Source organism: Burkholderia latens, assembly GCF_001718795.1.
GTDB classification, from domain to species: Bacteria; Pseudomonadota; Gammaproteobacteria; order Burkholderiales; family Burkholderiaceae; genus Burkholderia; species Burkholderia latens_A.
In genome coordinates this window covers 3,045,580-3,067,956 of sequence record NZ_CP013435.1, presented here as the reverse complement: position 1 = coordinate 3,067,956, position 22,377 = coordinate 3,045,580, and the positions used below count along the sequence as shown (strand labels likewise).

At 67.7% G+C, this 22,377-nt stretch carries 20 protein-coding genes; 3 read left to right on the top strand and 17 right to left on the bottom strand.

The window, feature by feature from the left end:
• The first annotated feature begins 32 nt into the window (after positions 1 to 32).
• Positions 33 to 758: a copper homeostasis protein CutC gene (locus WK25_RS14225; protein ID WP_040142262.1), complete on the top strand. Its 726-nt coding sequence runs from the start codon at positions 33 to 35 to the stop codon at positions 756 to 758.
• Between the two features lie 14 nt (positions 759 to 772).
• On the opposite strand, the gene WK25_RS14220 is transcribed toward WK25_RS14225, so the two are convergent.
• The 11 genes from WK25_RS14220 to aceK all read right to left on the bottom strand — a co-directional run bounded on the left by WK25_RS14220 (position 773) and on the right by aceK (position 12,363).
• The gene (locus WK25_RS14220; RefSeq protein ID WP_226209118.1) at positions 773 to 1,189 is read right to left on the bottom strand and encodes a hypothetical protein; all 417 of its coding nucleotides are present in this window, start codon (positions 1,187 to 1,189) and stop codon (positions 773 to 775) included.
• A 32-nt stretch (positions 1,190 to 1,221) separates the two neighbouring features.
• On the bottom strand, positions 1,222 to 1,623 hold the full coding sequence (locus WK25_RS14215) for a hypothetical protein (protein WP_059544646.1): 402 nt from the start codon (positions 1,621 to 1,623) through the stop codon (positions 1,222 to 1,224).
• A gap of 160 nt (positions 1,624 to 1,783) precedes the next feature.
• Positions 1,784 to 2,803, bottom strand: a complete 1,020-nt coding sequence (gene bioB / locus WK25_RS14210; protein ID WP_040142258.1) for a biotin synthase BioB — start codon at positions 2,801 to 2,803, stop codon at positions 1,784 to 1,786.
• Between the two features lie 35 nt (positions 2,804 to 2,838).
• On the bottom strand, positions 2,839 to 3,558 hold the full coding sequence (bioD, locus tag WK25_RS14205) for a dethiobiotin synthase (protein WP_040142256.1): 720 nt from the start codon (positions 3,556 to 3,558) through the stop codon (positions 2,839 to 2,841).
• A complete protein-coding gene (gene bioF, locus WK25_RS14200; protein WP_069241811.1) occupies positions 3,555 to 4,829 on the bottom strand; it encodes an 8-amino-7-oxononanoate synthase in 1,275 nt (424 codons plus the stop codon). Before bioF ends, bioD begins: the two co-directional genes overlap by 4 nt.
• A complete protein-coding gene (bioA, locus tag WK25_RS14195) occupies positions 4,826 to 6,169 on the bottom strand; it encodes an adenosylmethionine--8-amino-7-oxononanoate transaminase (RefSeq protein WP_059544650.1) in 1,344 nt (447 codons plus the stop codon). The genes bioF and bioA overlap by 4 nt, the downstream gene beginning before the upstream one ends.
• A 781-nt stretch (positions 6,170 to 6,950) precedes the next feature.
• The gene (locus WK25_RS14190) at positions 6,951 to 8,225 is read right to left on the bottom strand and encodes a dienelactone hydrolase family protein (protein ID WP_069241810.1); all 1,275 of its coding nucleotides are present in this window, start codon (positions 8,223 to 8,225) and stop codon (positions 6,951 to 6,953) included.
• Between the two features lie 107 nt (positions 8,226 to 8,332).
• A complete protein-coding gene (locus WK25_RS14185) occupies positions 8,333 to 8,770 on the bottom strand; it encodes a YchJ family protein (RefSeq protein ID WP_069241809.1) in 438 nt (145 codons plus the stop codon).
• A 39-nt stretch (positions 8,771 to 8,809) separates the two neighbouring features.
• The gene (locus tag WK25_RS14180) at positions 8,810 to 9,487 is read right to left on the bottom strand and encodes an SDR family oxidoreductase (protein WP_040144806.1); all 678 of its coding nucleotides are present in this window, start codon (positions 9,485 to 9,487) and stop codon (positions 8,810 to 8,812) included.
• A gap of 221 nt (positions 9,488 to 9,708) precedes the next feature.
• On the bottom strand, positions 9,709 to 10,476 hold the full coding sequence (gene can / locus WK25_RS14175) for a carbonate dehydratase (protein ID WP_040142249.1): 768 nt from the start codon (positions 10,474 to 10,476) through the stop codon (positions 9,709 to 9,711).
• 66 nt (positions 10,477 to 10,542) lie between these two features.
• Positions 10,543 to 12,363, bottom strand: coding sequence for a bifunctional isocitrate dehydrogenase kinase/phosphatase (gene aceK / locus WK25_RS14170; RefSeq protein WP_069241808.1), 1,821 nt, complete (start codon positions 12,361 to 12,363; stop codon positions 10,543 to 10,545).
• 327 nt (positions 12,364 to 12,690) lie between these two features.
• Here aceK and WK25_RS14165 point away from each other — a divergent pair, with 327 nt between their 5' ends.
• Positions 12,691 to 13,770: an MBL fold metallo-hydrolase gene (locus WK25_RS14165; protein ID WP_069241807.1), complete on the top strand. Its 1,080-nt coding sequence runs from the start codon at positions 12,691 to 12,693 to the stop codon at positions 13,768 to 13,770.
• A 16-nt stretch (positions 13,771 to 13,786) separates the two neighbouring features.
• On the opposite strand, the gene WK25_RS14160 is transcribed toward WK25_RS14165, so the two are convergent.
• The 6 genes from WK25_RS14160 to argS form a co-directional block, all read right to left on the bottom strand.
• Complete coding sequence (locus tag WK25_RS14160; RefSeq protein WP_069241806.1) at positions 13,787 to 15,430, bottom strand: ABC-F family ATP-binding cassette domain-containing protein; 1,644 nt, start codon at positions 15,428 to 15,430, stop codon at positions 13,787 to 13,789.
• Between the two features lie 190 nt (positions 15,431 to 15,620).
• On the bottom strand, positions 15,621 to 17,216 hold the full coding sequence (locus WK25_RS14155) for an ABC transporter substrate-binding protein (protein ID WP_040142242.1): 1,596 nt from the start codon (positions 17,214 to 17,216) through the stop codon (positions 15,621 to 15,623).
• Positions 17,217 to 17,508: 292 nt separating this feature from the next.
• Positions 17,509 to 18,282 (bottom strand): SDR family oxidoreductase, encoded by a 774-nt coding sequence (locus WK25_RS14150; RefSeq protein ID WP_040142240.1) that lies wholly within the window; start codon positions 18,280 to 18,282, stop codon positions 17,509 to 17,511.
• A gap of 19 nt (positions 18,283 to 18,301) precedes the next feature.
• Positions 18,302 to 18,943, bottom strand: a complete 642-nt coding sequence (locus tag WK25_RS14145; RefSeq protein WP_040142238.1) for a thiol:disulfide interchange protein DsbA/DsbL — start codon at positions 18,941 to 18,943, stop codon at positions 18,302 to 18,304.
• A 71-nt stretch (positions 18,944 to 19,014) separates the two neighbouring features.
• On the bottom strand, positions 19,015 to 19,902 hold the full coding sequence (locus WK25_RS14140) for an SPOR domain-containing protein (protein ID WP_069241805.1): 888 nt from the start codon (positions 19,900 to 19,902) through the stop codon (positions 19,015 to 19,017).
• A gap of 120 nt (positions 19,903 to 20,022) precedes the next feature.
• Complete coding sequence (gene argS, locus WK25_RS14135) at positions 20,023 to 21,819, bottom strand: arginine--tRNA ligase (protein ID WP_040142235.1); 1,797 nt, start codon at positions 21,817 to 21,819, stop codon at positions 20,023 to 20,025.
• 200 nt (positions 21,820 to 22,019) lie between these two features.
• On the opposite strand from argS, the gene WK25_RS14130 reads away from it, so the two are divergent.
• Positions 22,020 to 22,343 (top strand): DUF1840 domain-containing protein, encoded by a 324-nt coding sequence (locus WK25_RS14130; RefSeq protein WP_040142233.1) that lies wholly within the window; start codon positions 22,020 to 22,022, stop codon positions 22,341 to 22,343.
• The last annotated feature ends 34 nt before the right edge of the window (positions 22,344 to 22,377 follow it).

The following is a 22,377-nucleotide window of genomic DNA, read 5'->3' as shown; positions in this document are numbered from 1 at the left end:
CGCGAATTGTCCAGACGATTCGCGAGCCGCCGATGACCCGAACCGCTGCTTCCTCCGTCCTGCTCGAAGTGATCGCCACGACCGTCGGCGACGCGAAGGCCGCCGCCCGCGCGGGCGCCGACCGTCTCGAACTCGTGACCGCAATCACCGAGGGCGGCCTCACGCCGAGCGTCGGCCTGATCGAGGCGGTCGTCGCGGCCGTGCCGATTCCGGTCAACGTGATCGTGCGCCCGCATAGTCGCTCGTTCGTGTACGACGCCGACGACCTGCGCGTGATCGAGCGCGACGTGCGCGCGGCCGTCGCGGCCGGCGCGAACGGTGTTGTCTTCGGCGCGCTCGATGCGCGCGGCGATGTCGATCTCGCCGCGCTCGAGCGCGTCGCGGCCGCCGCCGACGGGCGCGACCTGACGTTCCATCGCGCATTCGACGTGTCGCGCGATCTCAATGCCGCGTTCGATGTGCTGCTACGCGTGCCGGCCGTTACGTCGGTGCTGACGTCGGGCGGCCATCCGTCGGTGCTCGACGCGGCGGCGACGATCACGCGGCTCGTGCGGCACGCGGCCGGTTCGACGTGCACCGTCCTCGCCGGCTCGGGGCTCACGATCGAGGCGGTCGGAGATTTCGTGCGCGCGACCGGCGTGCGCGCCGTGCATTTCGGCTCGGGCGTGCGGCCGCGCGGCGAAGTGCTGGCGCCCGTCGACGAACAGCGCGTCGAACGCGTGCGCGCGGCGCTCGACGGCGCGGCGGCGCACGTGTGACGGGCGCGTCGGAGTCACGCGCCCGCGCATGACGGTGCCGGATAGGGCTCGCTGCTCTGTCCGGTCACGCGTTTGACGATGAAGTCGACCTTTTGCTGACTCGTATGCGAATACTGGCGCTGCAGCGTCAACAGCGCTTCGCACGCCTGTGGCGAATCGGTCCGTGCGCGCTGGATCTGCGCGCCGAGCGCGGCAAGCCGGGCGTCATACTGCTGCGTCTCCGACGACGGGACCATTTGCATGACTTGCTTCAGCGCCGTGTCGAAGTCGACGTCGTCCCGTTCTCGAATGAATTCGACGGCGGTGCCCAGCTGTGCCGCAGTAGCTTGCCTGACGAGAGCCAGATCGTTGCGACCGTTCCGGTAGGACGGCGAGTCAGTGCAATCGGACGCAAGGCTCGTTGCGCATGTGCCGAGCATGATGCCGGTCACGGAGGCTTGCCGAAGCACGTTGCGCACTGTCGTCACTCGTAGCGGATCGCGAGATCTTTCAGGATGTCGACATTTCCCCATTTGAACGAGCAGCGCCGGCCGACCTCGATCGATTTGCCGTCCCGGCTTTCACTGACAGGCGCGCAGCCGCCCGAGATCTTCACGGTCGGCGTGCCTTGCTGCGAGAGCGGGAATTCGATGGCCGCATCCTTCGGGATCGTATGTGTCAATGCGACATCTTCGATGTAGTCGTCCGGCAGCACGAAGATCAGTGCGCGATCGACCCTGAGCGCGTAGTAGTCGTGCTGGAACGGCGCGCTGGTCACGCAGAGTTCGCTGGTGTGTCCGTTCAGCGTCTGCGTCGAACATTTCGGTTCTGCCGCATGCGCGGTCGTGGCAATCAGGCCGAGCAGCGTGAGTGCGGTCTTCGTCATCGTTCTTTCCCCGATCAAGTGGCTGGTTTCCAGCAGGACACGCAATGTTAGTGGGGACGAGATGCGTAGGCACGCGATCCGTCACATTCCTTTGCAAAGAATGAAAAAGCCGGGGCATGCCCCGGCTTTTTCGTCTGCAAGCCAAACGCGTTGTAGTCGCTTACGCGTTTTCCGCCAGCGCATCGGCCTGGCTCGCGCGAATCCCGAGCCGCTCGAACAGCGCGCGGTCGCGCTGCGTCTGCGGATTGCTCGTCGTCAGCAGCTGGTCGCCGTAGAACATCGAGTTCGCGCCGGCGAGGAAGCACAGCGCCTGCATCGCGTCGTCGAGCTGCTCGCGGCCGGCCGACAGGCGCACGACCGCCTTCGGCATCGTGATGCGCGCGACCGCGATCGTGCGCACGAACTCGAACGGATCGAGCGGCGCGGTGCCTTCGAGCGGCGTGCCTTCGATCGCGACCAGGTTGTTGATCGGCACCGATTCCGGATACGGGTTCAGGTTCGCGAGCTGCGAGATCAGGCCCGCGCGCTCCCGGCGCGATTCACCCATCCCGATGATGCCGCCGCAGCACACGTTGATACCCGCATCGCGCACGCGATCGAGCGTGTCGAGGCGATCCTGGTACGTGCGCGTCGAGATCACCTGGCCGTAGAACTCCGGCGACGTGTCGAGGTTGTGGTTGTAGTAGTCGAGGCCTGCGTCGGCGAGCTGCTGCGCCTGCTCGTCTTCCAGCATGCCGAGCGTCATGCAGGTCTCGAGGCCCAGCTCCTTCACCCCGCGCACCATCTCGGTCAGCGCGGGCATGTGACGCTCCTTCGGGTTGCGCCATGCGGCGCCCATGCAGAAGCGGCTCGCGCCGTTCGCCTTTGCCGCGCGCGCGGCGTCGAGCACCGCGTCGACGTCCATCAGCTTTTCGGCCTTCAGGCCCGTGTCGTGGTGTGCCGATTGCGAGCAGTAGCCGCAATCTTCCTCGCAGCCGCCGGTCTTGATCGACAGCAGCGTCGACAGCTGCACCGCGTTCGCGTCGAAGTGCTCGCGATGCACCTGCTGCGCGCGGAACATCAGGTCGTTGAACGGCAGCTCGAACAGCGCGACGACGTCGGCGACGCGCCAGCGCTGCGGCGCCGGAGCGGCCACGGGGATCGCGTCGGGTTGCACGGCGGCGGTCTGGGCTTGGGTCATGGTGGTTTTCCTTGTTGAATGCTGGGATCGGGGCGTCAACGCTGCGCGGCGCGCAGCGTGTCGACGAGCGCGGCGATGTCGAGCATCGCCGCGGCGGATTCGGGGGCGGCCGGATTCATGTGCGCGATGCGGCCGAGGAGCGGCGCGCGATGCTCGCGCGCGAGCCAGTCGCGGATCGTCGCCACGTTCTCGTCGGCGTACGACATCGCCGGATCGACGTGGTTCGCGACCCAGCCGGCGAGCGTCAGGCCGCGCGCGGCAATCGCATCGGCCGTGAGCAGCGCGTGGCTGATGCAGCCAAGCCGCACGCCGACGACGAGCACGACCGGCAGGCCGAGCGCGACCGCGAGATCGGCCGTGTCCTGCGTGTCGTTCAGCGGCACGCGAAAGCCGCCGACACCTTCGACGACGACCACGTCCGCGCGCGTCAGCGCTTCGCGATGGCTCGCGACGATCGTGCCGATGTCGAGCGTCACGCCTTCGTGGGCGGCGACGATGTGCGGTGCGGCGGGCGCCTTCAGCAGGAACGGCGTGCGCAGTTCGGGCGGCAGCACGACGTTCGCGGCCGCGTCGAGCTGATCGGCGTCCTCGTTGCGCCACACGCCGTCGCGCTCATACGCGCCGGCCGCGACGGGCTTCAGCGCGGCCGCGCGCAGCCCGTGGCGCGCGAAAGCGTGCAGCATCGCGGCCGATACGAACGTCTTGCCGATTTCGGTGTCGGTGCCCGTGACGAAGAGCGAAAGCGGCGCGTTCATGCGGCAGTCTCCCGCCGGGCCGCCGCAACGGGCGCTGCAGTGCCCTCCGGCGACAGCGAATGCGCGTCGGTATGAGACGGGCGCAGCCCTTCGCTGGCTTCGATCAGCGCGGTTTCGAGCCGCGCGAGATCGTCGAACGAATGCGCGGCCGACAGCGAGATCCGCAGCCGCGACGTGCCGGCCGGCACCGTCGGCGGCCGGATCGCGGGCACCCACAGGCCGTGCGCGTCGAGCGAGCGCATCGCCGCGAGCGTCGCGTCGTTGCTGCCGATCACGAGCGGCTGCACGGCCGTGTGCGAGTCGACCGGCTGCCAGCGCGTCGTGCGCAGCAGCGCGCGCGTGCGCTCGATCAGCGCGGCGAGATGTGCGCGTCGCGCGTCGCCTTCATCGCCGGCGATCACCTTCAGGCTTGCCGATACTGCGTGCGCGACCGCCGGCGGCGCGGCCGTCGTGAAGATGTAGCTGCGCGCGCGCTGGATCATCCATTCGATCACCGTCTCGTGCGCGACGACGAACGCACCCGCAACGCCGGCCGCCTTGCCGAGCGTGCCGACGTAGAGCAGGTTCGGCGAGCGCAGCGCGGCGGCCGCGAGCGCGCCGCGGCCCTGCGGGCCGAGCACGCCGAAGCCGTGCGCGTCGTCGACGACGAGCCACGCGCCGTGGCGCTCGGCCAGCGCGACGAGCTCGGCGAGCGGCGCGATGTCGCCGTCCATGCTGAACACCGTATCGCTGACGATCAGCTTCGTTTCGGCGCCCGACGCATCGAGCAGCGCGGCGAGCGCGGCCATGTCCGCGTGCGGATAGACCTGCACGTTCGCGCGCGACAGCCGGATCCCGTCGATCAGCGATGCATGGTTCAGCGCATCGGAGAAGATCGTCGCGTGCTTGCCCGTCAGCGCGGTCATCGCGGCGAGGTTCGCCATGTAGCCGGTGCTGAAGTACAGCGCGCGCGGCGCGTCGGAGAAGCCGCCAGCGAAGCCCGCGAGCTCGTCTTCGAGCGTTGCGTGCGCGCGCGAATGGCCGCCGAGCAGATGCGAGCCGCCGCTGCCGGAGCCGTAGCGCTGCGCACCTTCGGCGAATGCGGCGACGAGCGCCGGGTGCGCGGCGAGGCCAAGGTAATCGTTGCTCGCGAAGCCGACGATGTCGCGGCCGTCGACGCGCATGTGCGCATCGCACGCGGTGTCGGCGGTGCGGCGCACGCGGCGCAGGCCCTGCGCATCGAGTTCGGCGAGGCCGCGCTGCAGCGCGCCGAGGAGGGCGTTCGACGTCATGCGGCCTCCGCGAGCGTTGCATCGAGCGTGTCGCGCGTGCGCTGCGCGAGCCATGCGATGTCGTCGTCGTTCATCACGTACGGCGGCATCAGGTAGACGGTCGTGCCGATCGGGCGCAGCAGCAGTTCGCGTTCGAGCGCACGCTCGAAGAAGCGCCGCGAGAAGCCGCGCGCGGCGTCGCCGTCGAGCGCGAGGTCGAACGCGAACAGCGTGCCGCGCTCGCGCAGGTGGCGCACCTGCGGATGCGCGGCGAGCGGCGCAAGGGCGGCGCGCATCGCGTCCGACTTGCGCGCGTTCGCGGCGAGCACGTCGTCGCGCGCGAACAGGTCGAGCGTCGCGACCGCCGCGCGGCACGCGAGCGGATTGCCCGTGTACGAATGCGAGTGCAGGAAGCCGCGCGTCGTGTCGTCGTCATAGAACGACGCGAACACGTCGTCGCGGGTCAGCACCAGCGACAGCGGCAGGTAGCCGCCGCTGATGCCTTTCGACAGACACAGGAAGTCGGGCCAGACGCCGGCCTGCTCGCAGGCGAAGAACGTGCCGGTGCGGCCGCAGCCGACCGCGATCTCGTCGGCGATCAGGTGCACGCCGAATTCGTCGCACAGGGCGCGCAGCCCGCGCACGTACGACGGATCGTGCATCGCCATGCCGGCCGCGCACTGCACGAGCGGCTCGACGATCAGCGCGGCGATCCGGTCGGCGCGTTCGGCGAACAGGCGGCGCACGTCGGCGAGCGCGCGGCCGGCCGCGTCCGCGGCCGTCTCGCCCGGCAGCGCGCCGCGCGCGTCGGGCGATGCGACCACGTGCGCGTTGCGGATCAGCGGGTCGTACGCGTCCTTGAACAGCGCGACGTCGGTCACGCCGAGCGCGCCGATGGTCTCGCCGTGATAGCCGTTCGCGACGCACACGAATTCGCGCTTGTCCGCGCGGCCGCGGTTGCGCCACGCGTGGAAGCTCATCTTCAGCGCGATCTCGACCGCCGATGCGCCGTCCGACGCGAAGAACGCATGGCCGAGCGTGCGGCCGGTGAGCGCATGCAGCCGCTCGGCGAGCTCGATCGCCGGCTCGTGCGTGCAGCCGGCGAGCATCGCGTGTTCGAGCGTGTCGAGCTGGTTCTTCAACGCCGCGTTGATGTCCGGATTCGCATGGCCGAACAGGTTGACCCACCACGAGCTGATTGCATCGAAGTAGCGGCGGCCGTCGCGGTCGTACAGCCACACGCCCGCGCCGCGGGCGACGGGAATCAGCGGCAGGCGCTCGTGGTGTTTCATCTGGGTGCAGGGATGCCAGACCGCGCGCAGGCTGCGCGCGACCCAGTCATCGGTGGCTGGCGTACTCAAGGCAACTCCGGGGATCAAACGGCGGCGGGTATCGAAGCGGATACCACGCGGCGACAGACGGAAAACGCGCTGAGATTAGCGTGTTCCGCGGCGTGTTGCACTACCGGTTACAAACCGCGCAAAGCCTTGCCGGGCGGGAGTTCCGCGCAGTTCGGCGGTGCTCGGAACGGTACACGCCAGATGCAGCGAAATCGCAGCAGATGGCGACGTTCGAGTGACACCCCCCGACAGAAAAAAATCGGCGCAAAGGCGGCGCGGCAGGGGGGAAATAGGGGCCAGCAATATAAATCGGGCGCTGACGAGAGCGATGCTGGTGGCGACCGGCGACCGGCGACCGGCGAACAGTGACCGGGAACGGGAACGGGAACGCGAACGGGAACGGGAACGCGAACGGGAACGGGAACGCGAACGGGAGCGGGAGCGGGAGCGGCGAACGCCAAGGCCAAACGCCAAACGCCAAACGCCAAACGCCAAACGCCAAACGCCAAACGCCAAACGCCAAACGCCAAACGCCAAACGCCAAACGCCAAACGCCGAACGCCGAACGCCGAACGCCGAACGCCGAACGCCGAACGCCGAACGCCGCACGCCAAACGTCGAACGAGTCCGGGACTCAGCCGCGACACAAGGCCCGCGAAAGCGGGAGACGGGCGTAAGCAGACCTGCACGTAGGAACCGGGCCCGCGCATGCCGTCGCGGCGCGCCAAAGCGCTCAGGAAACAGGAAAATGAAGGAAAAGTCCGATGCGGAGCGCGTCACTCGACGCGCGCAACGCGCGGCGTCACCGTGAAGCCAGCGCGCGCGTATCGGCGTCGTTTTTGCGGGTATTGTCGTTGTCGGCCGTCTGCGTCGCGTTGCCGTTCCACACGACGCGGTCGTTCACCGCATACAGCCGGCAGGTGCCGGCGCCTTGCTTCGAGCAGTTGTCGAGCGCGAGCGCCATCGGATCGTCGCCGCCTTCGGCCCACGACCACGCACCTTCCGACGACACCGCAAACGCGCGGCTCGGATGCTGGCTCAGGAAGCGCCGATAACCTTCGCGGCCGGCCTCGTCGAGGAACGGCACCGCATCGACCGCGTCGATGGACGCGTAGCCGGTCGCATTCGGCTCATGCGGATTGGCAACCGCATAGCGGACCGACGTCGGCAGATTCAGATCCGAGAGGAACGCGTGCACGGCCGGCCACCACACGGGCACGCCGTCGCGATCGACGATCAGCCGATGCGCGTCATCTTTGTAGCGGCCGAAATCGATGAACTGCGCCTGCGTGCCGTGCGACACGTACGCGTTGTGCATCTGCGCGACGAGCGCGGGCGTCCACACCGAATCGTTGTCGCCGTACAGCCACAGCGAGCGTACGGCCGTGTGCGCGCCGTACTGGTCGAACGCGTCCACGAGGTTGCGCTGCCAGCCGTCGCAGAGATCCTGACGCAGTCCGCCGGAGAAGTTGATGATGCCGCGTACGCCGGGCGCTGCTTCGGTGCCGTACGCGACCGAAACGAGTCCGCCGTGCGACGTGCCCGCGACGACGATGCGCGATGCGTCGATGTACGGCTGATGCGACATGTAGCGCACGGTCGCCGCGACGTCGGCGGCCTGCGCGAGGCCGTTCTTGCCGACGTTGCAGCCTTCCTGCTGATACGTGCCGCCCGACCCGGCGAAACCCTGGCGGTTCGGCGCGATCACCGCGTAGCCGCGGCGCACGAATTCACGCGCGAACGCGAGCGGCCGGCTGCGCGGCTGCTGATGGAGATCGCCGGTGTTTTTGCCGTGATTGAAGACGACGAGCGGGAACGGGCCGGGGCCGTCCGGCTTGAACAGCGTGGCCTCGAGCATGACGGAGCCCGACGCATCCGCCGGAATGCTGACGATCTGCTCATTGAGGTTCGCGGCGACCTGCGGGAGGCCCGAGTCGCCGTAATCGAAGCGCTCGGCATGGGCGAGCGATCCGCCGGCTGCGGCCGCGCCGGCATTCGCGTTCGACAGCGTACCGGCCTGAGCGGCCGACAGCGCACAGGCCGCCATCCATCCCACCAATACCTTGCTGAACGCCATTCGTAAGCCCTGCCATGCAACATGACCAATCTGACGGCCATCGTAGCCCGACAAATTCCGGTTGTGCAATGCAGGAATTACCCGGCGTCTGACACAGCAACTATTTGTCAGCGTTCACTTACTTCGCCGTCCACATAGCGCCAGAAACCGTGTTCGTCGCGAGTGAAGCGACTCGTCTCGTGGAGCCGGTATGCGCGGCCTCCAACCTTGTAGCGCGCCACGAACTCGACTTCCGCGCGACGTTCGTCGAGCTGGTCGTGCCGTTTGACCGCCAGGCCGAGCCAGCGCGGCGCGTCACGCGCATTCGGGTCGGCATCGAGATCGGCCGGGCAAGTGCGCGCATCCCAGGTCGCGCGCAGGTAGTCGGTCGCGCCGAGCACGTAAGCGGTGTACCTGGAGCGCATCAACTCGAGCGCGGTGGGCGCCGCGGCGCCACCGTCGATGAAGCGTCCGCAACAGGCCGCGTAGCGCGGCGGCTGGGCTTTGCCGGCCGGGTTCGGGGACGCGCCGCCGCACGGGCACGCGTCAGGTCGGTTCAAAATCATGCGAATCGGGAATTAACGACGCCAGGTTCTGATGCGGGTTTACCAGCTGAGCTCGACGCCGTCGTACTGGAAGAAGCGGCCGTTGGCCTGCGGCACGTCCGCGGCGGCCTCGGCGATCACGCGGCGCATGCCGGTCACGCTCGTTTCCGGGTCGATCGCCGCCTGCGCGCCGCCCATGTCGGTGCGCACCCAGCCGGGATGCAGCGAAATGCATGCGGCGTGGCGCGTCTGCAGCGATGCGATGCGCAGCACGTCGTTCAGCGCAGCCTTGCTCGCGCGGTACAGCCAGCCGGTCGTGCCGGTTGCCTCCGCGATGCTGCCCATCCGGCTCGACACGACGGCCAGCACGCCCCGCGCGTCCTCGACGAGCGGCAGCAGGATCGGCAGCAATTGCATCGGTCCGCGCACGTTCGTATGCATGACCGCGTCGAAATCCTCCGCGGAAATCGTCTCGACGCCCTCGGTGCGCGGCCCGTACACGCCCGACACCAGCACGGCCGCGTCGAGCCGCTCGCCGTCGAGCTTCCAGCCGAGCGCCGCGATCTGTTCGGGCTGCGCGATGTCGAGCGCATGCGCTTGCGCGCCGAGGCTGCGCAGCGCCGCGAGCGACGCATCGTCGCGCGCTGTCGCGATCACGTTCCAGCCGTCGCGCCGGTATTGCCGGACGAATTCGCGTCCGAGGCCGCGCGATGCGCCGACGATCAGTACGGTTTTCATGTTCGCCGCTCCTTTGCGTTGCACCGCCGTCGCGGCAGTGTGTCGGTGTCAAATCGGTTCGAGGCCGCCGCGCGCGCGGTTACGGTGCGTATGCAGCCGCGTGACGTGACGGATGCGGCACGGCGGCAGGCACGGCGGTAGGCACGGCGGCAGGTGCGGCCCGCCGACTCGCGAGCGCGCATCGTGCTCGCCGTGCGTCCCCGCGCCGCCAATGGCGCCCGTTACTGCGCGTCGCTGCACGGCTTCAGCGTCTCGGCAACCGCCTGCGCGACGCCTTCGAGCCGCGCGGCGTCGGCCGCGACCATGTCGTTGTCCGGCGCATGCTGGCCGCGCGCGGTGAGCGCCGCGACGCAGCGCTTGTGGGTTGCATCGAGCGCGTCGAAGTTCGATACGGACATCCCCAGGTTGCGCATCCGGCCGTCGTGCACGCCGTACACGAGCCCGTGCACGGTCAGCGACTGGCCGCGCGCCCATGCATCGTTGACGATCGTCGTGCGGCACACGTTGACGACCTGCTCGATCGCGTTCAGCTCGATCAGGCGCCGATAGCGCGCCTCGCCGACCGGCCATTCGTCGAGCAGCGCCGCATGGCGTTCGCGCACGTCCTGCACGTGATGCAGCCAGTTGTCTGCGAGGCCGACGCGGCGGTTGTGCAGCGCCGCATTCACGCCGGAGCAGCCGTAATGGCCGACGACCATGATGTGCTTGACGCGCAGGATGTCGACTGCGAACTGGATCACCGACAGGCAATTCAGGTCGCTGTGCACGACGACGTTCGCGATGTTGCGATGGACGAACACTTCGCCCGGCGGCAGGCCGATGATCTGGTTCGCGGGCACGCGCGAATCCGAGCAGCCGATCCACAGATATTCCGGCGCCTGCTGGTCGGCAAGACGCGCGAAGAATTCGGGATCGTCGGCGAGCTGGCGCTTGACCCACGCGTCGTTGTTGTCGAACAGATGTGAAAGCGGATTGTCTGGCGTGTTCATCGGTGTGGATTCCGTTGGCGCAAAGCGCGGCGCTAAGGGTTTGGATCGGGTCGTATCGGCCGTGGATCACGCGGCACGCTGCGCGGCGGTGTCGCCGTCGCCGGCGTCTGCCGTCTCGTCGAAGCGCGCCGGGTAGCGCTCGCGAAAGCGCAGCGACACGTCGTAAGGGTAAAAATCGGGCAACTCGCCCTGCAGCAGCTTGTCCTTGCTGGCTTGCCACAGCGCGGGTTCGAAAAAATCCGCGTGATGCTTCATGAAGACCGCGCGCACGCGCGGATCGCCGAGCAGGAACGGGCCGTAGGTTTCGGGAAAGATGTCGTGCGGGCCGACGGTATACCACGGTTCGCCCGACAGTTCGTCTTCCTCGTTGCGCGGCGGCGGCACGCGCCGCACGTTGCAGTCGGTCAGATACTCGATCTCGTCGTAGTCGTAGAACACCACGCGGCCGTGGCGCGTGACGCCGAAGTTCTTGTACAGCATGTCGCCGGGGAAGATGTTGGCCTTCATCAATTCCTTCACCGCGTTGCCGTACTCCTTCACGCCGTGCTCGACCTCGGCGTCGGTGCCGTTCTGCAGGTACAGGTTCAGCGGCGTCATCCGGCGCTCGATGTACAGGTGCTTGATCACGAGATTGTCGTCCTCGTATTCGAGCAGCGACGGCACTTCCTTTTCCAGTTCGCGCACCAGCGCGTGGTCGAGCCGCGAGATCGGCAGCGCGACGCTCGAATACTCGAGCGTGTCGGCCATCCGGCCGAGCCGGTCGTGGCGCTTCACGAGCTGGTACTTCTCCATGATCTGCGCGCGCGTCGTTTCCTTCGGCGGCGGGAAGTGATCCTTGATGATCTTGAACACGTACGGGAACGACGGCAGCGTGAACACGAGCATCACGAGGCCCTTGATCCCGGGCGCGACGATGAAGCGGTCGCTCGAATGCGACAGATGGTGCAGCAGGTCGCGGTAGAACAGGTTCTTGCCCTGCTTCTGCAGGCCGACCGACGTATAGATCTCGGCCTTCGGCTTGCCCGGCATGATCGTGCAGAGGAAATCCACGTACGCGGACGGCACGCCCATGTCGACGAGGAAATACGAATGCGAGAAGCTGAAGATGATCTGCAGCTGTTCGCGGCGCAGCAGCACGGTGTCCAGCGCGAGGAGGCCCGGGCGCACGTGCCGGATCGGCACCGCGAACGGCAGCACGCGATCGCCGTTGATGATGCGGCCTACGATGTACGCGCTCTTGTTGCGGAAGAACAGCGACGACAGCACGTGGATCTGGAAATTCTGCGCTTCGTCGAACTGGCCGAATTCGTCGGCGATCGCCTGCATTACGCAGCCGGTGTCGCGCGCGAGATCCTCGAACGGCAGTTCGAGCTGGAAGTTCGTGACGATGCGCTCGAGCGTGGCCGCGAGCCCGTCGGTGGCCGGGTAGTACGCGCGATAGGTCGGCTTCGCGGCCGGCTCGTCGTTCTCCAGGTATTCGGTCGAGATCGCCGGCCGCACGAAAATGAAATCGTTGTTGAAATACGAGCGGTGCAGGATCGTGCAGCACACCGAATTGAAGAACGTTTCCGCGCACTCGGGCTGGCGGTGCGACGTGAGCAGGCCGATGTAGTGGAGCTTGATCTGCTGCCACACTTCGTCGTCGATGTCCTCCGCGTCGTATTCGTCCTGCAGTACCTCCACGCACTCCTTTACGCGATCGTCGTACGACGTGATGCGCTCGCGCGCCAGCCGCTGCAGCCCGTGCCAGTCGGCGCGCTCGTATAGCGTCTTCCCTTCGACGGCCGCTTCCCGGAAGATCCGGTAGTGGCGGTCGAAGTACTCGAGCATCGTCTGCGCGACGTCGAAACCGATCTGCGACGACAGCAATTTGGGGAAATGATTCATTGCGTGCAGGCTCGTTCGAGAGGGACTGTAAGCACTCGCCATTTTAGCGCCCAAGTCGGCGTTTCAATGACTTTCGGGGTCCGGCGCCAAGCGCCGACAATCGGCAGCTTATTCGCCGTTACGGGGCGTTCGGTGCATCTTCGCGTAAAGATGCGGGTACGGAACCCATTCTGGCACGAACTTTTTTGGCAGCGGCCGGCGGTGGTCGGACGCGCGTTTCGCGCGACGGCGATAGAATCGGCGCGTTGCCCGCCGCGGCGCCGCGCGTGCGCGCCTCCTCCGCATGCGCAGCCGCATCCGGCCAGATAACGACGAGACACCCCACCGATGAACGCACTGGAACACCAACTCGACTACCCCTTCGCCGACACGCTGCCCGCCGCGGGCGACACGTTCGAGGTCGCGCCCGGCGTGCGCTGGCTGCGCATGCCGCTGCCGTTTTCGCTCGACCACATCAACCTGTGGCTGCTGCGTGACGAGATCGACGGACAGGCCGGCTGGACGATCGTCGACTGCGGGATTTCGTCGGACGCGATCCGTACGCACTGGGAACATATTTTCGATACGCATCTCGACGGGCTGCCGGTGCTGCGCGTGCTGGTCACGCACTGCCATCCCGATCACTTCGGCCTCGCGAACTGGATCTGCGAAGGCGGCGACAAGGGCCGCTGGAAGGTGCGGCTGTGGATGACGCTCGGCGAATACCTGTTCGGCTGCCTGATGGCCGCGGGCAATGGCTCCAATGCAGGCGGCGCGGCCGCGGCCGATCACTTCGCGCGGCACGGGCTGACCGACCCGGTCGCGCTCGACAAGCTGCGCAACCGCCGCAGCTACTACTCCGATCTCGTGCCGGCCGTGCCGCCGCGCTATCGCCGCCTGCGCGACGGCGACGCGGTGACGATCGGCGCGCGCACGTGGCGCGTCGTGACCGGCTACGGCCATTCGCCCGAACATTGCGCACTCCACAGCGATGCGGATGGCGTGCTGATCTCCGGCGACATGGTGTTGCCGCGGATCTCGACCAACGTGTCGGTGTTCGATCTCGAACCGGAAGCGAACCCGCTCGCGCTGTACCTCGAATCGCTGGGCCGCTACGAGACGATGGCGCCCGACACGCTCGTGCTGCCGTCGCACGGCAAGCCGTTCCGCGGCGTGCGCACGCGCATCGCGCAACTGCGCGCGCACCACGACGCGCGGCTCGACGAAGTGCGCGTTGCGTGCGCGGAGCAGCCGGCCAGCGCGGCCGACATCGTGCCGATCATGTTCCGCCGCCGCGAACTCGACATCCATCAGATGACGTTCGCGCTCGGCGAGGCGCTCGCGCATCTGAACCTGCTGTGGCTCGCGGGCGAACTCGTGCGCGAGCAAGGCGACGACGGCGTGCTTCGCTTCCGCGCCGCGAGCTGAGCGCGCATCGTCACCGCTACGCGACGGGCTCGTAGCGCCACCCGTCGCGCTGCCATTGCATCGTGTGCGTCGGTTCGAGTGCCGCGAGAAACGCGGCGTCGTGCGACGCGACCACGATCGCGCCCGGAAAGCCGGCCAGCGCGGCTTCGATCGCGCGCACCGATTCGAGATCGAGGTGATTGGTCGGCTCGTCGAGCAGCAGCAACTGCGCGGGCGTGGCGCGCCACAATGCGCACGCGAGCGCGGCCTTCAACCGCTCGCCGCCGCTCAGGCGGCGCGCCGGCTGCGTCGCGCGTGCGGCATCGAGTTGCAGCAGCGCGAGGCGGCTGCGCAGATCGCCTTCGGCGAGCGGCGTGCCGAGGCGCCCCAATTGCTCGACGATCGAACGATCGGGATCGAGCAGCGCGAGCCGCTGGTCGAGATACGCGGCGCTCACGTGCGTCGTGCAAGCGCCCGCGCGTGGCGCGAGTTCGCCGGCGAGCATGCGCAGCAGCGTCGATTTTCCGCAGCCGTTCGGGCCCGTCAGCGCGATGCGCACGGGGCCGCTGGCCGACCACGTGAGCGCGTCCGCGCGACCCGCGGCGGCCCATGGCAATTGCGCGCGTTCGAGCGTGAACAACTGGCGGTGCGCGCTGACCTCGGTGCCCGGCAACGACACGAGTACCGGTGCATCGGCGTCGACGCGTGCGGCTGCGTCGTGCACGCGCGCGTCGAGTGCCGCCTTGGATTCCGTCTGCTGACGCCGGACCGGTCCCATGATGCTGCGCGCGGCGCCCTTGCGCCTCTGGCGCGCCATCGATGACAAGTTGACCGTTTTCGCGTCGCGCAGCGAGCCGGCCGCGTGGCGCTGGATCGAGTCGTGTTCCTGTTCGAGCCGGCGCCGCACGCGCCCGCGCTCCGCGCGCGCATGATCGAGCGCGGCCTGCGCGGCATCCTGCTGCGCGTCGCGCTGCGCGCGGTACAGCGCATAGTTGCCGCCGTACGTGCGCAGGCCGTGCGGCGTCAGTTCGACGATGCGCTCGACTTGCGCGAGCAGCGCGCGATCATGGCTGACGAGCACGACCCCGCCGCGCCAGCCGTCGAGCGCCGTGCGCAGCCACGCGCGGCCCGGCGCATCGAGATGGTTCGTCGGTTCGTCGAGCACCAGCAGTCCGGCATCCGACAGCAACGCACCAATCAGCGCGACGCGCGCCAATTGCCCGCCGCTCAATGCGTCTGCGCGCATGTCGGCGTGCACGTCGTGCAGGCCCGCAGCGTCGAGCGCGGCGCGCAACCGCTCGGCCAGATCCCAGCGATCGCCGATCAGGTCGAAATCGTGCTGGCTCGCGCGGCCGTTCGCAAGACGCGCGAGCGCCGCGAGCGGTGCATCGAGCGCGGCGATCTGGGCGACGGTCCGCAGGCCGCCGGCCAGCGTGTCGTCATGCTGCTGCGCGACGTACACGACCGGCGTGTTGCGCTCGATCGTGCCCGCGCTCGGCGTGCGCCGGCCCGCGATCAATTGCGCGAGCAGGCTCTTGCCGGCGCCGTTGCGGCCGACGATGCCTGTCGGCGTGCGGTCGATCGAAAGGTCGAGCGAATCGAACAGCGTGACGCCGTCGTCGAAGCGGAAGGAAACGTGATGAAGCGCGACGAGCGCGCCGGTCGGCGTGGCAGCAGCCATAAGCACCTCCGAAAATGTGTGAAACCCTTCGCGCGGCGTGCGTGGCACGGCGGCGAAAACATTTTTGGGAAGGCTTAGTTGTTCACTTTGGCTGGCGTCCGGTATGAGGAATGAGCGCGCAGTGTAGCAAGCGCGGCGCGAGGCGCGCAAGCGAGCGGCACGTGCGCCGTCGCTTGCGCCCCACGCGCGGTTATTGCACGGACACCGCCGCGAAGTTCTGCCGTCCGAACGGGCTCACGCGATAGCCGCTCACGTTCGGGCGCGTGAGCGCGGCGGCGGTCGGATAGCCGAGCGGAATCCACAGCGCCTGGTCGTGGATGATCTTCTGCGCCGATTCGTACAGCTTCGCACGCTTGGCCTGATCGGCCGTCGACTTGCCGTCCGCGATCAGCTTGTCGAGCTGCGCGTCGCAGAAGCGCGCGAAGTTGATGCCCGACTTGACGGCGTTGCAACTGAACAACGGCGACAGATAGTTGTCCGGATCGCCGTTGTCGCCGGCCCAGCCCATGAACAGCATGTCATGCTGGCCGAGCTTCGCCTGCTTGATCAGCTCGCCCCATTCGATCACCTTCACTTCGGCCTTCACGCCGATCTTCGCGAGGTCGGCCTGCAGGAGTTCGGCGCCCGCCTTCGGATTCGGGTTCAGCACGCTGCCGGTCGGGCGCGTCCAGATCGTCGTCGAGAAGCCGTTCGGGAAGCCGGCCTGCGCGAGCAACTGCTTCGCCTTCGCCGGATCGTACGCGTACGGCGCGATGTCCTTCGCGTAGCTCCACGTGTTGGGCGGATACGGGTTGTTCGCGGGTGTGGCCGTGTTGTCGAACACCACCTTCAGGTAGGTCGAGCGATCGAACGCGAGGTTCAGCGCCTCGCGCACCTTGTCGTTGTCGAGCGGCTTCTTCTGCGTGTTCAGCGCGACGAACGCGGTCATGAACGCCGGCGTCTGCACGACCTTCAGCGCGCTTTCGCCCTTCGCGGCGAGCACGTCCTGCGGCTTCGGCGACAGCGCGATCTGGCATTCGCCGGCCTTCACCTTCTGCATGCGCACCGACGGGTCGGGCGTGATCGCGTAGATCAGCCGGTCGACTTTCGGTTTCGCGCCCCAGTACGACGGGTTCACGTCGTAGCGGATCAGCGCGTCCTTCGTGTAGCTCTTCAGCACGAACGGGCCGGTGCCGATCGGCTTCGCATTCAGGTCGGCCTGCTTGCCGGCCTTCAGCAGCTGGTCCGCGTATTCGGCCGAGTAGATCGACGCGAAGCCCATCGTCAGGATCGGCACGAACGTCGCGTTCGGCTCGTTCAGCGTGAACTTCACCGTGTTGTCGTCGACTTTGGCGACCGCCTTCACGAGCTTCACGAGGCCCATGGATTGCGCGTGCGGAAAGCCGCTCGCGCCGGCGACCTTGTGCCACGGGTTCGCGTCGTCGAGCATCCGCGAGAACGTAAACACGACGTCGTCCGCGTTCAGCGGCCGGCTCGGCTTGAAGTAGTCGGTCGTCTGGAACGCGACGTTCGGACGCAGGTGGAACGTGTACGTGAGGCCGTCGGCGCTTGCTTCCCACTTGTCGGCGAGCGCGGGTACGACCTTCTTCGCGGCTTCGTCGTACGACACGAGCGTGTTGAAGATCACGTCGGCCGATGCATTGGTCGTGACGAGCGAGTTGTACTGGACGACGTCGAAGCCGTCCGGGCTCGATTCCGTGCACACGGTGAGCGGCTTGGCGACGGCGAGGCCCGGGGCGGCGAGAGCGGCGGCGAGCGCGGCCGCGGCGAACAGCTTGACCTGCATAGGTTCTCCCATGTGATTTCTGATTTTTTGCCGGTTGCCGGAATGCGGGCGCGGCCCGGCGGAGGACGGACCGGCGCGGTTGCCGGATAGCATACCGTCAAAGCGCGTGCGGCGTGGGAAAAGGCGTCGGAACGCGGCGAATTAGGCGAAAAACGGCTGCGTTCGCGACGGAATGCGTGTTGTGGCGGCGGGGAAGGCGGCGCGGGCGTCGCGCGCGACGACGGCGCGGGGGCGGGACAAAGCCGGATAGCCGGCGACCCGGCGCAATACATGCGCCGGCTCCACGCTGCACTTAGTGTGCGCCGGCCTTGGGCTTGCGCGGCGCTTTCTCGAACAGGCGATCGTAAAGCCAGCGCGGCAGCACGTGCAGTATCTTCGCGACGACGCCCATCTGCCATGGAATCACGCGAAACGCGTGCTGCCGCGCGATCGCACGTGCGGCGCGGGCCGCGAAGCGGTCGGCGTCCATCAGGAACGGCATCCGGTACGGGTTGTGCGCGGTCATCGGCGTGCGGATATAGCCGGGGGCGATCGTGACCACGCCGACACCGGCCGGGCGCAGCTCGACGCGCAGCGCCTCCAGATACTTGATCGCCGCCGACTTCGACGCGCTGTACGCGCCGGAGCCGGGCAGCCCGCGCACGCCGGCGACGCTCGCGACGCCGACCAGCGTGCCGTGGCGCGCGGCCGTCATCGGCCCCACGAACGGCTCGAACGTCGCGACCATGCCGTAGTAGTTGATGTCCATCACGTCGCGGAACGTCGCGAGATCGCCCTGGCCCGTGACGGCGCCCTGGCTGATGCCTGCGTTTGCGATCACGACGTCGGGGCAGCCGTGCGCGGCGATGAACGACGCGGCTGCGGCGGCGAGCGCATCGGCGTCGCGCACGTCGGCGGAATAGACGGAAACGGACAACTTGGGGAAGCGCCGCGCGAACGCATCGAGCGCATCGGTGCGGCGCGCGACGAGGGCGAGCGTGGCGCCCTGGCGCGCGTATTCGTCGGCCAGTGCGAGGCCGAGGCCGCTCGACGCGCCGGTGATGAAGACCTTCAGCGGAGTAGTCATGCCGGCGCGCGGGCGGGGATCAGAGCTTCTTGTCCTGAACCTGCTTCACGAGGTAGTCGAGCACCTGCGCGGTGCCCGGGATGCTGTTCGTGTAAGCCGGGCCCGTCTTGTACTTGCCCTGGACGACGACCGTCGGCACGCCGTCGATCGCGTAGTTCTTCAGCAGCTCGGCCGACTGCTTGACCTGGCCCTGCACGCTGAACGAGTTGTACGCATCCATGAACTGCTTCTTGTCGACGCCTTGCGTCGCGAGGAAGTCGGCCTGCGCCTGCGGCGTCAGCAGGTAGTTCTTCTGCTTGTGGATCGCGTTGAAGATCGCCGGCGTGACCTTCTCCGAGATGCCGAGCGCGGACACCGCGTAGAACAGCTTCGAGTGCGGGATGAAATCGTCACGGAATGCGACCGGCACGCGCTTGAAGTCGATGTTGTTGCCTTGCTTCTTCACCCACGCCTCGATCGTCGGCTCGAATTCGTAGCAGTGCGGGCAGCCATACCAAAAGAATTCGATGACCTCGACCTTGCCGGCCGGTGCGGACACCGGTTGCGGCGACTTCATCACCTCGAAGTCCTTGCCGGCGGCCGGTGCGGCCGGCGATGCCTGCGCGAAGCCCGCGGCGGCGAGGCCCAGGGACAGAAGGAGCGTGCTAAGCAGTTTTTTCATGTTGTGAACGTCGAATCAGTTGCTCGGGGTTACGAAACGTAACGGAATCTGCGTGGGGCGCGGCCGGTTGCTTACTGCTTGGTGAAACGGATCACCGCCGTGTCGACACCTGCATCGGACAGGCGCTGACGGGCCGAGTTCATATCCTCGAATTTGGAGAACGGGCCGACGCGCACGCGGAAGTACGTCACGCCGCTGACGTCGCGCTTCGACACCTTCGATTCGAAGCCCTGGAAGCCCAGCCGAGCGCGCTGCTGCTCTGCGTCGCTTTCCGTCTTGTACGCGCCGACCTGCAGGAAGTAACCGGTGTTCGCGTCATTCGCGGTCGGCGGCTTCGCTGCCGCGGCGGGCGCCGCCGACGACGTCGGTTTCGGCGTGTTGTTCGCCAGTTGCTGTTGCTGCTGCTTCTGCGCGGCCGCCTGCTGCGCCTGCTTCTGTGCGGCGAAGCGCGCGAGGTCGTCCTCGCCGCCTTGCTGTTGTTGCTGCGCCTGCTGCGTTTTCTTCGGCGGCGTGTTGTCGGCCGGCTTCGGCGCGACGGCGACACCGTTGCCCGACGACGCGTTATTCGAAGCGGTGCTGTTGTTCGAGCCGCTGGAGCCGTTCGTGTTGCCCGACGGCGGCACCTCGACGATCTGCGGCTCGGGCAGCAAGCCGCCCTGGGTCTGATTCGCGGCCTGGCCGGGCGCGGTATTGGGGGGCGCGGATTGCGCGGCCTGCGGCACCGGCTGGCCGGGCGTCTTGCCTTGCAGCGCGCGGTTCGGGTCGAACTGCTGCGGCTGGCTCGCGCCGTTGTCGGCCGGCGGCGGCGCGACCTTCGACACGAACGGCGACGGCGAACGCGTGATGTAGAGCGCCACGACCACCGCGATCGCGAGGCCGACGATCAGGCCCAGCACGATTCCAAGAAATGTCCCTCCGGCTTGTTTCGATTGCTTCGACGTGCGGCGTGGTTGTGCCATTGCTTGAGTCACCTGCAAAAAGAATCGTGAAAAGGCCGCGGCGGGCATCTGCCGTCGGGGCAATCCGACGGCGGCGCTGCCGCAGCCATTCGCGGCCCGGTTCGGGCCGCGCTGACATCCTTACATCTTCGCGGGCGCGGACACGCCGAGCACCGTCAGGCCGTTCTCGAGCACCTGGCGGGTTGCGGCGAGCAGCGCGGCGCGCGCGTTGCGCGGCGCTTCGTCGTCGACCAGCACGCGCTCCGCATTGTAGAACGAGTGGAATTCACCAGCGAGATCGCGCAGGTAGAACGCGACCGCGTGCGGCGCCAGCTCGTTCGCCGCGTGCGTGAGCATGTCCGGATACTCGGCGAGCTTTTGCATCAGCGACACGGCCTGCGCGCTCGTGAGCTGCGACAGATCGGCGCCCGGAAGCTGCGCGACGTCGACGTTGTAGCGGGCCTTCAGTTCGTTGAGCACCGAGCAGATCCGCGCATGCGCGTACTGGACGTAATAGACCGGATTCTCGTCGTTCTGTTTCAGTGCAAGGTCGATGTCGAACACGAACTCGGTGTCGGCCTTGCGCGAGATCAGGAAGAAGCGCACCGCGTCGCGGCCGCGCGTGATGGTCGCCTCGTCGATCAGGTCGGGAGCCGCCTCCTGGCCCGGCGCTGCGCCGCCCGACCATTCGATCAGGTCGCGCACCGTCACGTAGCTGCCCGCGCGCTTCGACAGCTTCACTTCCTGGCCGTCGCGCATCACGGTCACCATCTTGTGCAGCACGTAGTCGGGATAGCCCTTCGGGATGCCGATGTGCAGCCCCTGCAGGCCGGCGCGCACGCGCGCGATCGTGCCGTGGTGGTCCGAACCCTGGATGTTGATCACCTTCGTGAAGCCGCGCTCCCATTTCGTCACGTGGTACGCGACGTCCGGCACGAAGTACGTGTACGTGCCGTCCGACTTGCGCATCACGCGATCCTTGTCGTCGCCTTCATCGGTCGTGCGCAGCCACAGTGCGCCGTCCTGCTCGTAGGTCATGCCGGCCTTGATCAGCGCGTCGACCGTCTTCTCGACCCGGCCTTCGCTGTACAGCGACGACTCGAGATAGTACTGATCGAATTTCACGCCGAACGCCTGCAGGTCCATGTCCTGCTCGTGACGCAGATACGCGACCGCGAACTTGCGGATCGCATCGAGATCGTCGATGTCGCCCGCGCCCGTGACCGGCTCGCCGTCCTTCGCCGCGACCGTCTCGCGGTTCAGGTAGTCGCGCGCGATGTCGGCGATGTATTCGCCGTTGTACGCGGCTTCCGGCCAGCCCGCGTCGCCCGGCTTCAGGCCGCGTGCGCGCGCCTGCGTCGAGATCGCGAGGTTGGCGATCTGCACGCCGGCGTCGTTGTAGTAGAACTCGCGGTGGACCGCATAGCCCTGGCTCGCGATCACGTTCGCGAGCACGTCGCCGAGCGCCGCCTGGCGGCCATGGCCGACGTGCAGCGGGCCGGTCGGGTTCGCGGACACGAATTCGAGCAGCACCTGCTTGCCCTTTTCGCGCTCCGACGTGCCGAACGCGCGACCCTGCGCGAACACGGCGGCGATCACCGCCTGCTTCGCGGCGGCGCTCAGGCGCAGGTTGATGAAGCCGGGGCCCGCGATTTCGGCCGCGTCGACGAGCCCTTGCGCGGCCGGGTGCGCCGTCAGCGCGGCGACGATCTTCTCGGCGAGCTGGCGCGGGTTCGTGCCGAGCGGCTTGGCGAGTTGCATCGCGACGTTGCACGCGACGTCGCCATGCGCGGCGACCTTCGGGCGCTCCAGCGTGATGGCGGGGGCGACGAACGCCACGTCGGCGTTTGCCGCGTCGGCGCCTTTCAGCGCGTGTGCGACCTGCGTGACGCTATCCGCGAGCAGGGCTTCGAGGGTCTGTTTGTGTGCTGGCAGCATGCTGGTAGAAGGCTTCGTTGGTGGCGGCCGGAACGCCGGCCGGCCGGCGCGCTTTTTAAGCGCGCGTTTCAGGGATCGCAGAATTTTAACAGGTGCTAATATGCCGCTCAGGCGCCCCGCGTCCGCGAGGCCGGACGCCGGCCTGCCGGCGTCCCCCCAACCGCGCCGCGCGGGCACAACAAGATGAAAAGGGAATTGTCATGATTACGTTCAAGAGCAAGGCGGCACAGGATCTCGACGTGCTGAAGGATTTCGCCGTATACGTGCTGGGCCTCGTCGGCAAGCAGCTGGGCGAACGCGGCGTGATTACGCACGACGAACTGGATCACGCGATCGCGAAGCTGGAAGGCGCGGTCGCGCAGGCGAAGCAGGAGCGCGCCGAGCACGCAGGTCATTTCCACGAAGACGATGCGGACCACGCGCACCACGAAGTGCCGCCGAGCCTCGCGCAGCGCGTCGCGCCGTTTCTCACGATGCTTCGCGAAGCGAAGGCCGGGCAGGCCGACGTGCACTGGGGCTTCTGAGCGTCGTCGCGCGACTGACGCGGTTTGCAAGCCT

Excerpts from the sequence above, each read along its gene's own strand:
- WK25_RS14225 (WP_040142262.1), top strand. The coding sequence starts at position 33 with ATGACCCGAACCGCTGCTTCCTCCGTCCTGCTCGAAGTGATCGCCACG.
- WK25_RS14215 (WP_059544646.1), bottom strand. The coding sequence starts at position 1,623 with ATGACGAAGACCGCACTCACGCTGCTCGGCCTGATTGCCACGACCGCG.
- bioB (WP_040142258.1), bottom strand. The coding sequence starts at position 2,803 with ATGACCCAAGCCCAGACCGCCGCCGTGCAACCCGACGCGATCCCCGTG.
- bioD (WP_040142256.1), bottom strand. The coding sequence starts at position 3,558 with ATGAACGCGCCGCTTTCGCTCTTCGTCACGGGCACCGACACCGAAATC.
- bioF (WP_069241811.1), bottom strand. The coding sequence starts at position 4,829 with ATGACGTCGAACGCCCTCCTCGGCGCGCTGCAGCGCGGCCTCGCCGAA.
- WK25_RS14190 (WP_069241810.1), bottom strand. The coding sequence starts at position 8,225 with ATGGCGTTCAGCAAGGTATTGGTGGGATGGATGGCGGCCTGTGCGCTG.
- WK25_RS14185 (WP_069241809.1), bottom strand. The coding sequence starts at position 8,770 with ATGATTTTGAACCGACCTGACGCGTGCCCGTGCGGCGGCGCGTCCCCG.
- WK25_RS14180 (WP_040144806.1), bottom strand. The coding sequence starts at position 9,487 with ATGAAAACCGTACTGATCGTCGGCGCATCGCGCGGCCTCGGACGCGAA.
- can (WP_040142249.1), bottom strand. The coding sequence starts at position 10,476 with ATGAACACGCCAGACAATCCGCTTTCACATCTGTTCGACAACAACGAC.
- aceK (WP_069241808.1), bottom strand. The coding sequence starts at position 12,363 with ATGAATCATTTCCCCAAATTGCTGTCGTCGCAGATCGGTTTCGACGTC.
- WK25_RS14165 (WP_069241807.1), top strand. The coding sequence starts at position 12,691 with ATGAACGCACTGGAACACCAACTCGACTACCCCTTCGCCGACACGCTG.
- WK25_RS14160 (WP_069241806.1), bottom strand. The coding sequence starts at position 15,430 with ATGGCTGCTGCCACGCCGACCGGCGCGCTCGTCGCGCTTCATCACGTT.
- WK25_RS14155 (WP_040142242.1), bottom strand. The coding sequence starts at position 17,216 with ATGCAGGTCAAGCTGTTCGCCGCGGCCGCGCTCGCCGCCGCTCTCGCC.
- WK25_RS14150 (WP_040142240.1), bottom strand. The coding sequence starts at position 18,282 with ATGACTACTCCGCTGAAGGTCTTCATCACCGGCGCGTCGAGCGGCCTC.
- WK25_RS14145 (WP_040142238.1), bottom strand. The coding sequence starts at position 18,943 with ATGAAAAAACTGCTTAGCACGCTCCTTCTGTCCCTGGGCCTCGCCGCC.
- WK25_RS14140 (WP_069241805.1), bottom strand. The coding sequence starts at position 19,902 with ATGGCACAACCACGCCGCACGTCGAAGCAATCGAAACAAGCCGGAGGG.
- argS (WP_040142235.1), bottom strand. The coding sequence starts at position 21,819 with ATGCTGCCAGCACACAAACAGACCCTCGAAGCCCTGCTCGCGGATAGC.
- WK25_RS14130 (WP_040142233.1), top strand. The coding sequence starts at position 22,020 with ATGATTACGTTCAAGAGCAAGGCGGCACAGGATCTCGACGTGCTGAAG.